Source organism: Bacteroidales bacterium (assembly GCA_031275285.1).
Taxonomy (GTDB): Bacteria; Bacteroidota; Bacteroidia; order Bacteroidales; family UBA4181; genus JAIRLS01.
Map to the genome: position 1 here is coordinate 1 of JAISOY010000009.1, position 14,403 is coordinate 14,403.

Annotated in this window: 14 protein-coding genes; 2 read left to right on the forward strand and 12 right to left on the reverse strand. The window is 43.7% G+C overall.

The window, feature by feature from the left end; translation table 11 throughout:
* The 12 genes from pyrB to LBQ60_00925 form a co-directional block, all read right to left on the reverse strand.
* Positions 1-621, reverse strand: a 621-nt coding sequence (pyrB, locus tag LBQ60_00870) for an aspartate carbamoyltransferase (GenBank protein MDR2036453.1), incomplete at its 3' end; no start/stop codon positions are given.
* Positions 622-692: 71 nt separating this feature from the next.
* Positions 693-1,295 (reverse strand): YigZ family protein, encoded by a 603-nt coding sequence (locus LBQ60_00875; GenBank protein ID MDR2036454.1) that lies wholly within the window; start codon positions 1,293-1,295, stop codon positions 693-695.
* A complete protein-coding gene (locus LBQ60_00880) occupies positions 1,292-1,792 on the reverse strand; it encodes a hypothetical protein (GenBank protein ID MDR2036455.1) in 501 nt (166 codons plus the stop codon). Before LBQ60_00880 ends, LBQ60_00875 begins: the two co-directional genes overlap by 4 nt.
* Positions 1,793-1,831: 39 nt before the next feature.
* Positions 1,832-2,845, reverse strand: a complete 1,014-nt coding sequence (locus LBQ60_00885; GenBank protein ID MDR2036456.1) for a 6-phosphofructokinase — start codon at positions 2,843-2,845, stop codon at positions 1,832-1,834.
* Between the two features lie 122 nt (positions 2,846-2,967).
* Complete coding sequence (locus tag LBQ60_00890) at positions 2,968-4,530, reverse strand: gliding motility-associated C-terminal domain-containing protein (GenBank protein MDR2036457.1); 1,563 nt, start codon at positions 4,528-4,530, stop codon at positions 2,968-2,970.
* A gap of 21 nt (positions 4,531-4,551) precedes the next feature.
* A complete protein-coding gene (locus tag LBQ60_00895; protein MDR2036458.1) occupies positions 4,552-5,820 on the reverse strand; it encodes an insulinase family protein in 1,269 nt (422 codons plus the stop codon).
* A 186-nt stretch (positions 5,821-6,006) separates the two neighbouring features.
* Complete coding sequence (hisF, locus tag LBQ60_00900; GenBank protein ID MDR2036459.1) at positions 6,007-6,765, reverse strand: imidazole glycerol phosphate synthase subunit HisF; 759 nt, start codon at positions 6,763-6,765, stop codon at positions 6,007-6,009.
* Positions 6,766-6,876: 111 nt separating this feature from the next.
* Positions 6,877-7,527 (reverse strand): ribulose-phosphate 3-epimerase, encoded by a 651-nt coding sequence (gene rpe / locus LBQ60_00905; protein ID MDR2036460.1) that lies wholly within the window; start codon positions 7,525-7,527, stop codon positions 6,877-6,879.
* Between the two features lie 22 nt (positions 7,528-7,549).
* On the reverse strand, positions 7,550-8,284 hold the full coding sequence (gldF, locus tag LBQ60_00910) for a gliding motility-associated ABC transporter permease subunit GldF (protein ID MDR2036461.1): 735 nt from the start codon (positions 8,282-8,284) through the stop codon (positions 7,550-7,552).
* 6 nt (positions 8,285-8,290) lie between these two features.
* Positions 8,291-9,331: a 2-oxoacid:ferredoxin oxidoreductase subunit beta gene (locus LBQ60_00915; protein ID MDR2036462.1), complete on the reverse strand. Its 1,041-nt coding sequence runs from the start codon at positions 9,329-9,331 to the stop codon at positions 8,291-8,293.
* Positions 9,332-9,382: 51 nt separating this feature from the next.
* Positions 9,383-11,215, reverse strand: a complete 1,833-nt coding sequence (locus LBQ60_00920; GenBank protein MDR2036463.1) for a 2-oxoacid:acceptor oxidoreductase subunit alpha — start codon at positions 11,213-11,215, stop codon at positions 9,383-9,385.
* A gap of 214 nt (positions 11,216-11,429) precedes the next feature.
* Positions 11,430-12,155, reverse strand: a complete 726-nt coding sequence (locus tag LBQ60_00925; protein ID MDR2036464.1) for a hypothetical protein — start codon at positions 12,153-12,155, stop codon at positions 11,430-11,432.
* Positions 12,156-12,288: 133 nt separating this feature from the next.
* Here LBQ60_00925 and LBQ60_00930 point away from each other — a divergent pair, with 133 nt between their 5' ends.
* Both LBQ60_00930 and LBQ60_00935 read left to right on the forward strand, forming a co-directional pair.
* A complete protein-coding gene (locus tag LBQ60_00930; protein MDR2036465.1) occupies positions 12,289-12,924 on the forward strand; it encodes a hypothetical protein in 636 nt (211 codons plus the stop codon).
* A gap of 12 nt (positions 12,925-12,936) precedes the next feature.
* A complete protein-coding gene (locus tag LBQ60_00935; protein ID MDR2036466.1) occupies positions 12,937-14,178 on the forward strand; it encodes a hypothetical protein in 1,242 nt (413 codons plus the stop codon).
* Positions 14,179-14,403 lie beyond the last annotated feature (225 nt).

Genomic DNA, 14,403 nt, shown 5'->3' on the forward strand with positions numbered 1-14,403 from the left:
CGGATATTCATAGAAACGGATGCCTTGTGAACGAAGGTATATTTTGTATTCTATAGGCATTTTTAATGCTTCAGGAGAAATGAAATAAAAAGTCGGGTTGAAATGGGACATGGCCATCAGCAATGAATGAACGGTCCTCCCGTATTTCAGGTCACCGATCATGAAAATATTCAGATCTTCAAGGGTTCCCTGTGTCTTTTGTATCGAATAAAGATCGAGGAGGGTCTGCGAGGGATGCTGGTTGGCCCCATCCCCGGCATTGATAACAGGAACGGAAGCAATTTCACTGGCATACCTTGCACTTCCTTCAAGCGGGTGCCGCATCACGATCAGGTCAACATAATTATTGACCATTTTTATGGTATCTTTCAGGGTTTCTCCTTTCGTAACGCTGGAACAACTCGCATCTGCAAATCCGACGACCCTTCCTCCAAGCCGTTGTACTGCAGTCTCGAAACTCAGTCTGGTACGGGTAGATGGTTCAAAGAACAGGGTTCCTACCAACTTACCGGATAGAATATCCTGTGTCGGTTTTTTTTCAAATTCAGCAGCAATACGGAGTACATCTAAATATTCCTCCTTGTTGTAATCGGTAATGGATACTAAACTTCGGTTCGGCATAGCTGTTGGATTTTTCAGGTTGTGATACCCCAAAAATAGTTATTTTACTGATTATGGCAATAAAATCAGGTTTAATTTTCGGGGGTTATTTTCAGTGATCCGATCAATTCAAGACGTTGCATCATTTGTTCGGTTTGGCTTTTTCTTACCCTGACTTTCATGGAGCATGCCATATTAAAATCCTGGGAAAAGCATTCCAGCCCCATATCTTTGGTCACTTTGATTATCTGGTTCATGTCCGGATATTCAAACGTGAAACGATATACTTCAGTGACGATACCGGGAACAGTCCGGGCATTGGTCAATGCATCGGCAGCGGCATGCTTGTATGCCTGTATCAGGCCGCCGACCCCCAGCAAGATCCCTCCAAAATACCGGACTACGACCACCAGGACATTCGTCAATCCGTATGAATCGATTTGCCCGAGGATCGGTTTACCTGCAGAATTAGACGGTTCACCGTCATCATTGGCCCGGTAAAGCATTCCTTCCGTTCCCAGGCGCCATGCATAGCAATGATGACGTGCATCAAAATATTTCTTACGTAGAGCAGCTATTTTTTCTTTGATGACTTCCTCGTTGTCAACAGGATATGCAAAAGCCAGGAATTTACTGCCCTTGTCTTTGTAAACACCTTCGGAATCTGCTGCTATGGTTAAGAATGTATCCTTCAAATCCTTTTTTCAGCTATTTTTCTACTGGGGAAAGAGTTAGAAGCAGTGAAGAGTGCCCGCTTCAGATCTGTTTTTTGATTTTTTGTCAGAAGAGTTAATGAAATAGGAGGATACTTTGCCACTCCTTTAGGGGTTTTCTGATACAGCACCAACATATCTTTTTTGTTAAAGAAAGAGGTGATGATCTCATACTTGTGGAAAGTAAATTTGGATATTTCTATGGTTTTGGGCTTTCCGTAAAGATTCCGTAGCGAATAAAACCGGAATAAAAGGTTTTTATGGCTGTTTGAAAAATAGAGATATGTGTATTCCATTTTAAACTGGAACCAGTATAAAATCAGGAATATTAATGAAAGCCCGCCCAGAATGAGTGTTTTTACAACAGTACTCGTGTTTATGAGAAATAATATGGCAGCAATGAACAGTACAAAAATGATGATGACAAACGTTTTGGTCCGCCATAATGTAGATGCTTCTTCTTTCGTATCAATGACCATGATGTGGTACTCCGGTTTTGTTTATAATATGAGTAATATCTATCCGAAACTGATTCCGATCCGTTTGGCTTGTTTGATCAGGAAATAATCAGGTTCTACCAGTCTTAATTTTCCACTTACCTCTTTCAGTGGTACGGATGTCATCTCGTTATGATGAATAGCCACCATCCGGCCAAATTGGTGTTTGTTCAGCATGGAAGCCGCATAAGTTCCCATGCGTGTGGCGATGATCCTGTCAAGAGGTGACGGACTTCCGCCGCGGAGCGTATAGCCCGGAACGGTAACACGTGTTTCCAGCTTTGTCTCCTTTTCTATTTGTTCGGCTATGTAGGCTCCTGCAGGGTAATTTTCTTTTTTACCGGTCTTGATCCCTTCGGCAACAACAACGATCGAATAAGGTTTTCCCTTGCGGTGCCGTTCCTGCAAAACTTCATTTACATGATCTATGCTGTAGGGTATTTCAGGGATCAGGATGATATCCCCGCCACCCGCGATTCCGGCATAAAGCGCTATCCATCCGGCATGGTGCCCCATCAGTTCGATCACCATGACCCTTTTGTGTGAATTGGCCGTGGAGTGTAACCTGTCGATGGCTTCGGTCGCAATATTTACAGCAGTATCAAATCCGAATGTGACATCAGTTCCCCACACATCATTATCGATGGTTTTGGGTATTCCAAGTACATTCAGCCCGATTTCCGATAACTGGGCTGCTGTTTTCTGGGTTCCGTTACCTCCTATGCAGACAATACAATCAAAACCCATCTTTGTGTAGTTCTGCTTGATCAGTTGTGGTTTGTCTGCAATCAAATCACCTTCTTTTTTCTTGAATGGTTTTTCCCTGGAAGTACCCAATATTGTTCCACCCAGGGTAAGTATCCCTGAAAGTTTTTGTTCGTCCAACGGGATGTAGTCATTGAACATCAATCCGGAAAATCCGTCTTGTATGCCGATTACCTCCATTCCATATGTAATGGCGGCTTTTCCTACTCCTCTTATGGTTGCGTTAATTCCCGGACAATCACCTCCTGCTGTTAAAATTCCTATTTTCACTTGCAGTTATTTATTAATTTCTTATTGGTCTGATTTTAAGCACTCAGTGCTATTTGTTGTTTTCTTAAATCGCATTGATCAGGTATATTACGTTTAGAAAGCATGGTGTTGTTTTATATTACTTATTTGGGAAGCACCAGTGCAAAGGTACCTCTTTTTTCCACCAGGCGTCCCATGGCTGTGCGGAATTTGATATAATAAGCATAAATACCTTCATTGGCTGGCTTTCCGTTTTTCAGCCGGCCATCCCATGCCTCTGTCAGGTTTTTTGTTTCAAATACTTTGGCTCCGTTGCGGTCGTATGCTATAAAAAGATACTCCTGCGGATCATATGAAAAATATGGGCGGTATTCGTCGTTTCTTCCGTCTCCATTAGGAGTGAATGCTTCAGGAACGAAGATATCACTTTCCGGTTGTATACATTTCCTGTTTGAAATGGCTTTCTGAGCGGAAGATGAAGGGTTTTCCGGTTCAGCTTCTATCCAGTAACAGATATCTCCGTCGATAGGGATACCCGAAACATCATCACGGTACGAAAGTTTGTCGGTACCGTCGTTTAAGGTGGCTATAATACGCTCCGAATTACTACCGATTTTCCTGTATACATTATATTTTGCCGGGACTCCCCATTCCGTGTATTTATCCCATTGAAGTGCATTGACCTGATCTTCCTGTAATAAATATATCCACAGTGCTGTCGCAATATTCGATTCCAGCGTATATTTATTTTTGCACAAATGCCACGCTGCCAGTTTATAATAATAGGTTTTTTCGCGTGTCTGGATATCGGGAAGTACCAGTTTATCACCTGTAATGTTTTCCAGTGTTCCCAGTGAGACATAGGAATAGTCGGATTTACTGGATCCCAGAAATTCATACACATGGGTTTCAGATGCCGGATCCAGCTGAAAAGTGATCTCCGCGATCCCCTGGTCATTATATTCTGTCCCTTCGGCTATGATATAGGTGGGAGGTGCCGGCATTTTTGTAAATACCTCAGTCCGGTAACTGGTGGTTTTGACTCCGTCACTTCTTTCAGCTTCAACATAGTAACTATATTGTTTGTTCTCTTCCGCCCTTAGTACGACATAACTCGTATCCTGGTCGGATACGGTCTTTACCAGTTCGGGAGTACCTCCGCCTTCCGGTATCTGCATCACTTTATAATTGATCAACGGCTTATAGGGAGGGCGGCTGGAATACCAGCCCTTGTATGGATGCCAGCTTAACCTGATCTCTGCCCTGCAGGAATCATACTTGTTGCTCAACTGCATGGCATAATCTTCATCCGACCGTAAACTGGTGGTCCATGGATTGTTCTGAAAAGAAGCAATGGTGAACGGGACCGTGGTCATCCGGGGATCAGGCATCGGCGGAGTCAGTATTTTCGAGTCGGGATGAAATGTATAACTGCGGGCAGTTGCATCATGGATGGTTTCAATGACATAATTATCCGAAGTTTGATAGTTTAACCAGAAGATGATAAAACCGTCATAAGGCACTGAAGAAACCGGAGGGTCGGGCATACTCCAGGTGATGGTGACATCACCGGATATGGGATCAATGCTTACACTCTGTAAGATCGGTTCATCCGGAGTTGTGACAGGACCCTGGGCCATGGCATGAGTCATCAGGAATAGCCCTGTCAGGAATACACAAAATAATTGAATATATACTTTTTTCATGGTTCAGCCATTTTTGGATATTTATCCAACAACTACTTCATATATACGTTGTACATCCAAATATTGTTGTGATAATTTCTGAATTTCTTTTGCGTCGATATTTTTGATATGATGAATATACTGTTCATAATAATTTTCATCCAGGTCATATTCCAGCAGGGCGATCAGGCTTTCTGCCTGGGCAAAAGGCCCGTCGAACGAACGTAGCATTTCCGACATCAAGTGCGTTTTTACCATCTGTAACTCTTCATCCGGAACCAGGTCTTGTTGTAAGCGCTCGATTTCCTTATATATTTCTTTCAATGCCGGCTGGACAACATCGATCCCCACATCCGTTACAATGGTCAGGTAGCCCGCTTTTTTCAGGGAGACCAACAGTGAATTGATTCCATAGGTATATCCCTTGTCCTCACGAATATTCCGCATTAGGCGCGAACCGAAATAGCCACCCAGTAATGTATTCAATACCGTTAAACCGGAAAAATCCTGGTGTTGTTTGTTACAAACCTGTTTGCCTATTCTGATGGATGACTGTACAGCTCCTTCCTTTTTTATGTTTTGGTGGTATTGTTGCTCTTCTGAAAAAGAGTATTCCGGAAGTATTCCGGAAGTATTCTTTTGCCATGAATCATCCCCCAGGTGTTTGTTCAGCAGCTGAATGTCTTTATTATCAACATTTCCTGATACAATGATCCTGCAATTGGCCGGATAATAATAAGTCGAATAAAAACGGCGCAGTTGTTCCACGTCCAGATTCTGAAAATCAGAAAGTTGTAGTTCATGTCCGTAAGGATGTTCATCACCAAACAATGCTTTTAGGAAACGCCTATGGGCGATTACCCTGGTCTTTGCTTCTTCAACCAGGAATTGTTGGCTATGGCGTGCAATGAAAGACTGCATTTCCTTTTCCGGATATGCCGGATATTTTACGACATCTTCCAGTACGGGCAAAATCTGGTCCAGATGCTTGCGTAACGTTAATAAGGTAACGGAAGCAAAATCCTTGTCCGTAGAACAGGTAAGGTACGAACCATGGAAATCATTCATCTCTGATATCTGGGTGGCCGTGTATTTCCGGCTGCCTTCCGATAGCAGGCTGTTGGCGGCAAAAGATACCAGAGGAGCTGACTGGTATATGCTTCCGGCGTTGAACAAAAGGGTAATTTTAATGATATCCTGTGTTCCCGCTTTCAGTGCAAAAAGAGGCATACCATTGTCCAGATATATTCTTTCTGCCCGTATAATGGGAATAGTATTGATTTCCTGGTACACTGGTGCTGTTTTACGCATGTCCTGAAAGTTATTTATTATTTTTTAAATGGATTATAAAATGTAATTACACAAATTGTTGCTTTAGTTTGCTTATATTCAAAATGTTGCGAATATTGAATGTGGAATTTTAAATTCGGAATTATATAAATGCCGGAAAATATCTACCAAAAGGAAGATTGATTCAATCTTAAGGGTAAACCGGTTTTATATTTTTCTTACGTTGATTCCTTCCCGGTCCAGGTATTCTTTTAACTCGGGTATTTTGATTTCACCGAAATGAAATACACTGGCAGCCAGTGCTGCATCAGCTTTTCCCAGAGTAAAGGCATCACGGAAATGTTCCGGTTTCCCGGCTCCCCCTGATGCGATCACAGGAATACTCAACGATTCGGACAACGTCAGTAGCGCTTCGTTCGGATAGCCCTCCTTAACACCGTCGTGGGTCATACTGGTGAACAATATTTCGCCAGCTCCACGATCCTGTGCTTCCTTGGCCCATGAGAAAAGTTCCTTGTCGGTAGGGATGCGTCCGCCGTTCAGATAACAGACCCATTTCCCGTTTTCCCAGTTAGCATCGATGGCTGTAACGATTACCTGGCTTCCAAAGTGCGAAGCTATTTCGTTGATCAGGTCGGGATTACGGATTACGGCGGAATTGACGGAAACCTTATCCGCACCTGCGCTCAAAAGGGTATCGACATCCTTTAACTCATAGATACCTCCACCTACCGTAAAGGGGATATTGATGTTTTCAGCTACTTTACGGACCAGATCGACAAAAGTTTTCCTTCCTTCGTGGGATGCGGTGATATCCAGGAATACCAGTTCATCGGCGCCTTGCCGGCTATATTCCGCACCCAGTTCAACAGGATCGCCTGCGTCGCGGAATCCGACAAAGTTAATACCCTTGACGGTCTTTCCGTCTTTGATATCCAGGCATGGGATAATTCGTTTTGCTAACATTGTTTTTTCTGTTTTTGATAAAAGTAAGCACTCAGTGCTCTATTTATTGTTTTCTTAAGTCACATTACGTTTATTAAATATGACATTAATTGTTTGGTATTACTTAATAGGTCAATGGCTGTCGGTTAATTCTTTGATGGTTCGGACCGGGTTGTCTGAACGGAAAATAAAGCTGCCCACGACAAAGACGTCAGCGCCCGATTGTGCCAGTCTGGCAATGTTACCCAGATCTACCCCGCCATCCACCTGGATCAGGGCTTTTGATCCTTTCCGGACGATCAGTTCTTTCAATCGGCTCACTTTTTCATAGGTGTTTTCAATGAATGCCTGTCCCCCGAAACCAGGATTTACCGACATGAGTAACACCAGATCCACATCGCAGATGATATCTTCAAGCAAAGAGACAGGGGTATGCGGATTAAGCGTCACCCCGGCTTTCATCCCTTCCTGTTTGATATTCTGGATGGTACGGTGTAAGTGTGTACATGCTTCATAGTGAACATTTAACCAATCTGCACCTGCTTCTTTGAACTCTTTGATATACCGGTCAGCCGTGCTGATCATCAGATGAACATCCAGTGGCTTGGTCGCTTTCTTCTTTACCGCTTGTATCACCGGGAAGCCAAAAGAGATATTCGGAACGAATACGCCGTCCATAATATCCAGATGAAACCATTCGGCATTACTGTTGTTGATCATTTCCACTTCACGGTCCAGATTTCCGAAGTCGCAATTGAGGATGGATACTGCTATTTTGTTCATATGTGGTTCGTTTAAAGGGTGTTTATTTCCATTTCCGGCTTTGCAGTTTTAGCCGCGTGAACAGTATAAATACGAGCATGATACCGAAAAAATAGATCAGATCACGTGAATCCACTACTCCACGGCTGATGGATGCGTAATGTCTTTTGATGCCGAACCATGAAATGATATCCTGCAGTGTGCCTGAACTAAACAGACCAGACAATGCGTCGAATCCTTCATAAAAGATGAAACAGCCTGCTGCTGCCAGAATGAAAGCGACTACCTGATTGTCCGTCAGCGAGGATGTAAAGGTCCCGATCGCAGCATATATGCCTCCCAATAACAATAACCCGATCAGGGCGCCATAAGTGGCTCCCGTATCAAGGTTTCCCGGTGGGTTTCCCAATTTCCATACGGAAAAAATATAGACCAGGCAGGGTAATAGGGAAATAATGATCAGTACCACTGCTGCCAGGAATTTAGCCAGGACAATCTGCAGTTCACTGATGGGTCGGGTCAACAATAACTCAATGGTACCGGATTTTTTTTCTTCAGAAAAAGAACGCATGGTAATGGCCGGAGCTAAAAAAAGAAATACCCAGGGAGCGATGTAAAACAGGCTTTCCAGTGAAGCATATCCGCTTTCCGGGATATTTAACACACCGGGAAATACCCACAGGCATAATCCTGTAACGGCCAGGAATACAATGATCACCAGATAGCCTGTTAGTGATGAGAAGAAACTTTGTATTTCTTTTTTCAGCAAATAGAGCATCGGGTATTATTTTATTTCGATGATATCTCCACTGTTCAGAAGGTCATCCACACATTTGATCGGAGATTTTGCTTTCTGGGCTTCGATCTGTTCATCTACCAACCGGTCGAATGTAGGTGCTTTTGCTGCACGGATGATGCCGACAGCCATGGGGAGATGAGGTGGGGCCATTTTGGCGATCATCAACTGGATGATAGGGTCTTGCTCATATTGATCATGTACGAGGATATCATCGATAGTGATCCCGTTTTTGCCTATTTCCACCGCTTCCAGCCGGAGTTTGTTCAGCCGGATGCCTTTGTTTCTATCTTTTCCGTACAACAATGGTTCTCCATGTTTCAGGAATACCTGGTTTTCCTCCCGGTATTCTTTTCCCGTAACCATCGCATGGGTCTTATCTGCAAAAATAATGCAGTTCTGGAGTAATTCGACAACGGCTGTTCCCCGGTGTAATGCCGCTTCTTCCAGGATATTGGACATGTCTTTAGGGCTGTTGTCCGCCGTACGGGCAAAGAAAGTGCCCTGCGCTCCGATCACCAGTTCGGCCGGGTTGAAAGGTGTTTCCAGGGTTCCGTAAGGGGAGGTTTTGGTGATGGCTCCCATCGGAGTGGTGGGGGAATATTGTCCTTTTGTAAGACCATATATCTGGTTGTTGAACAACATGATGGTCATGTCGATATTGCGCCGTATCGCATGGATAAAATGATTGCCTCCGATAGCCATGGAATCACCGTCTCCGGTGTTGACCCATATGCTCAGGGAAGGATTGGCGATTTTCATACCCGAGGCAATGGCAGCTGCCCGGCCGTGGATACCGTGGAAACCGTATGTGCTTACATAATAAGGGAACCGGGAAGAACATCCGATCCCGGATACTACCACATAGTTTTCTTTTTTGTAACCAAGCCTGGGAAATAATTGGGAGATGGAGTTCAGGATGGCATGATTGCCGCAACCGGGACACCATTTGACCATCTGGTCGCTCACGAAATCACTTCTGTTCAGTTCTATATCGCTTTTTGGGATTCTTTCGTCTGTTGTTTTCATGAAAATTCAAAATTAAAGTGTTGAAGCATCAGGAACGATCACTGTCACTGACTACTCTCCATCGGTTAAATGTGTTACAATTTCCTCTACAAGGAACGGTTGCCCCTGTACCTTGTTGAATTGTTCGTACGAGAATTGAGGATGAGTCATTCTCAGGTAATTGACAAACTGTCCGTTATTGAGCTCACAAACCACGATCTTTTTGTAATTACCCAATATTTCTGCAGTGTTCAACGGAAGCGGCATGATATATTTGAAATGGGCATGTCCTGCTTTCTTCCCCTGCCTGCGTAATTCGTTGACGGCAGCATGTACGGCTCCATAGGTTCCGCCCCAGCTGACCACCAGGATATCTCCTTCCGGATCGCCTTCCACCTCCTGACGGGGAATATAGTTGGCTACCCTTTGTACCTTCTCATCTCTCAGATGTACCATCTTTTCGTGGTTGGCGCCATCGGTAGAAACATTTCCGGCCACATCTTCTTTTTCCAATCCGCCTATACGGTGGAGTAATCCGGGGGTGCCGGGTAAAGCCCACTGACGTGCCAGTGTTTCCGGGTTACGGCGGTATGGCTTGTAATTAGGATCATTGGCTGTCGCAATAGGTGGTTGGATCGAAGGAAGATCTTTCACCGAAGGTATTTTGAATAACTGGGAGCCATTACCTATATAGCCGTCCGTAAGTAAAAGGACGGGAGTCATGTGCTCCAGGCTTAACTTAGCGGCTTCATAAGCGGCATAAAAGCAATCGGACGGGGAAGAGGCGGCGATGACAATGCACGGGCATTCCCCGTTCCTTCCGAATAAAGCCTGGTAAAGGTCGCTTTGTTCGGATTTGGTAGGCATCCCTGTGGAAGGACCGCTGCGTTGGACATCTACGATCACCAAAGGAAGTTCGGTGATGACTGCCAGGCCGATGGCTTCACTTTTCAGCGAAAGTCCCGGTCCGGATGTGGTGGTGATGGCCAGTGATCCCGTAAAGCTGGCGCCGATAGCCGAACAGATACCTGCAATCTCATCTTCGGCCTGGAAGGTTTTTACGCCCAGTGATTTATGTTTGGATAATTCGATGAGGATATCGGTAGCGGGAGTGATCGGGTAGGAGCCAAGGAACAACGGACGTCCCGAACGTTCTGCGGCAGCCATGAACCCCCATGCCGTAGCCACATTTCCGATTACATTACGGTATTTTCCTTTGGCGAGCTTTGCCGGTTCGACCTGAATGGTAGAGTGGATCATCTCATAATGATAGGCATAGCTGTAGCCAGCCTCTAAAACCAGCTTGTTGTATCCGGCGACTTTCGGATTTTTCCCGAACTTTTCGTCCAGGTATTCAAAAGTGCTCTCCAATCCTTTGTTGAACAGATACAGGATGATCCCCAATGCAAACATATTACGGCTCTTGTCCTTTGTTTTGGTATCTGCATCGGTATCGTTCAACGATTCCTTGGTGAGCCTGCTGACGGGAGCTTTGATGACCTGGTAGGCATCCAGGCTTCCGTCTTCCAACGGATTGGAGGCATATCCCGCTTTCTCCAGTGCTTTTTCTTCGAAAGCATCTTCATTGACAATGATGGTGGCCCCGCGTTTGGCCCATTTAAGGTTGGCCTTGAGTGATGCCGGATTCATAGCTACCAGTACATCAAAATGATCACCGGAGGTATGGATCTTGTTTTTTCCAATGTGTACCTGAAATCCGGAAACACCTGCTACGGTGTTCTGAGGAGCGCGGATCTCCGCCGGATAATCCGGAAAGGTAGCCAGGTCATTCCCCGCTTTGGCCGCTGCTTCTGAAAATAATGTACCGGTCAATTGCATTCCATCTCCCGAATCGCCTGCAAATTTTACTACTACCTGTTCTAAATTAATTACTCTTTTATCCATTTTTAATTTATCTTGTTTTGTTCGGTAGCATGCCCGGAAAGGTAGTATTCATGTCTTATCACATATTTCCCAAGAAAAATTGCTATCGTCCGGGCATGCTATAAAATTGCAAAGCGCAAAGTTACAAAAAAAACAGAAATGATGGTGCATTTGGGAGAGAAGAACTAAAAGTGTATACTTCGCTGTATTCCAGCATAGGGATCACTCCTGTATGTCATCCGTATCGATATGTTAACCGTTGGAAAAGTGAGTTTTCGTGAAATTCATTATCCGGATCGATTTGATTCAACCGCAACATTTCGTTCCAGAAGTGCAGTGCATAGGTTTTTTCTGTAAAATCGATCAACAGGTCACTGAACAATAGCTGATAATGGTAGTACGGAACCGGGCAGAATACATGGGGCGGCTGTACATGAGCCATATAAGATCCATGGATCTCCATAAAGGAATAGAATAATCCGCATCCCAGGGAACCCCACGGGACTCGGGTAAAATCAGATATAATTTTGTATGCCGTTTGTCTGCAGTATTGCATGATATCGGAATGCGGAGGCACTTTTATAGCGCCGATACAGACTTTTTGATTGAAAGCAGGATCATGCTCGCTGGCAAATACATATTCCGAAGCAAAATCAAATGGCTTCAGGCAGATCAGGTCCATGTCCACCCACCAGCCGCCATATTCGAAAAGCAGTTCATACCTGAACAAATCGGCAAAGGAGCATAGGCTTCCCCGGTCATCATAGAAGATATCTTTTTCAGGAATAACCTGACCTGCATTCCGGATTGTTGTACCCGGAGGAACCTCTATCTCGGTATTGTAAGTATACAGGTGGAATTCATGCCCATTGGCCAGATAAGAACGGATACACAACTGTTGCATCCGGTTTAACTCCCCGTTGACCCAAAGCCCACGGATAATCCTGTTTTGATCCTGCATCCGATTTCCCCGTTAAACATTCAATAGTATATACAAAGGTACACGTTTTTTTATGCCATCAATGAAAAAAATACTATATTTGCCTCATACAATTATCAAATATTAACATGAATATCATTAAATTATTTATTTTATGAGAACAATAAAAAAGAGTAGTATCGACGAACTGCGTAAAATCATGCCGGTATTGAATGAAGAAGAACAAAGTGCCTATTGTGGGGGGACCTATTATTATACAAAAGACGGAACATTCATACATAGTACAGGCACAAGCAATAATATTGCCATTGAGCAGGTTGATAGTGCTGGTTTTGTCACTTATACCGGTTTGTCAGATGCAAGTTATGCTGATCAGCAGGAATTTTTATCTAATTTAGCATACAAAACATTTGATTATTCCGGTTCTGTTTCTTTACTTAAAAATTCCGGTTATGTTGCGGGGTTTATGACCGGCTCGGATGGTCAATCAGGTCTTGTTTTCAGCCGGACAAATATGTATATCCTGAATGATTACAATCAATTGTTTTCTACCCTGGAACATGAAGCCTATCATTATAACAATGGAAGTGGAATTGTATCAGGGGCTAGAGCTGAAGATGGAGCATACAAACAACAGGTTAGTGGTTCTTTCTTTGCAGGAGCAAGTACAGAATATAAGAGGCTTACCGCCGAAAGCTGGTATGAAGAAGTGAAAGGTTTGGGCGACTATAGTGGGTCGACTTTATCCGATTTTTATGAAATGTGCGGATTAAACAGGAGAGGAAAATAAACCATGAAAAGAATGACATATCTCGCGTTCTTACCCTTGTTGTCTTTCTTGTTTGTTGTTCAAATTTACGCCCGGGAAATCAAGATAGAGGGACAGATCGTGGATCCGATCTATCCGTATTTAACACTGATCAACCCATCCGATAATTCAGTAGTCTGGAAAGGAGAAGCAGAGAAGCGAACCGATAATCCCCGGTTTTCCACCGGCCGTTTTTCTTTTTCCGCACCCGAAGGCGAATATATATTATGTATCCATAATATGCTGGGAGACAGGACTACTTACCTGTTGATCGATTTAGACTCAGATATGGATCTGGGCGAGATCAAACAGGAGGAACTTCCTTATTTTTCGGTTATGGATGGCTATGATTATGAAGATCAGGGAGGAATCAGCCGGTTTGTTATATTAGAACCCAATAGAAAAGAACTGGATGTACTGGCGCTTTTGAATTATTTAAGCATTACGGATTTCCGGATAAATCGGGAACAAGTTGTTACCGGGACAGTTGAAATAGACGGATCGCCGCTAAAAGGGAATCTTTGGGAACAGATCCAATATTTACGAAAGATGTCCACTGAGAATGTAGAATATATCGAAAAGATTCCTGAAACAGAATCCCGTCCGGGAGGTATTATACGGATTGTAACCACTGCTTACCAGCGTTCCGTTGAGCGTCATCCGGATTCCGGACAAATTAATATCCGAGGAACAATAGACCTTCATCCGAAAGCTTATCCTGTGTTAGTCAAATTATCGGATAATTCTATTGTCTGGCGTGGGCGGGTTTCGAAAGGAAGGCAATTTTCGATCAATATAGAACACGGAGATTACGTGTTTTGTATTTCGTTTGGTCTTTATACGACCGACTATATACCTGTTGAGGCGGAAACAAGTATAGACCTGGGAATTGTTACCAGAGATACTACTTTAAGGTATCCGAAAGGATTCGGAGAAGGAATATTTCATGGCCGTGAAGGGAAAAAATATTTTCCTGAAGAACGTACCAAAGCATATGATATGTTGCTGGTACTTAATTCAAAAAATCTATTTTCAGGAGCGGAACCACCCAATGCGTTATATATGAGCACTGTTCAAATCGATGGGGTTTTGGTCAGGGGTAATCTGTTGGAGGTGGTGAAAAAATTGAGAAATACACCTGCAACAAATGTAGAGTATGTAGATGTTACCTATCCTACGGAAGAATATCCCGGAGGGCTACTTAATATAGTTACTTCCACTAATAAGGATGAATGATTGTAGTTAAATTCCATAAATTAAGCGGAGGTGATAAATAACAAGCAAAAGATGAAGAAGCCTGTCTTTTTATTGTTTCTATTATTCGCTTGCTGCGTAATGTTAACCTATTCTCAGGAATATACGATCAAAGGGAGCATATATGATCCCAGTGACCCGCACCTGACCCTGATCGATCTTTCCGATAATTCGATCACCTATAGTGGGGATACAGAAAAACGCCCC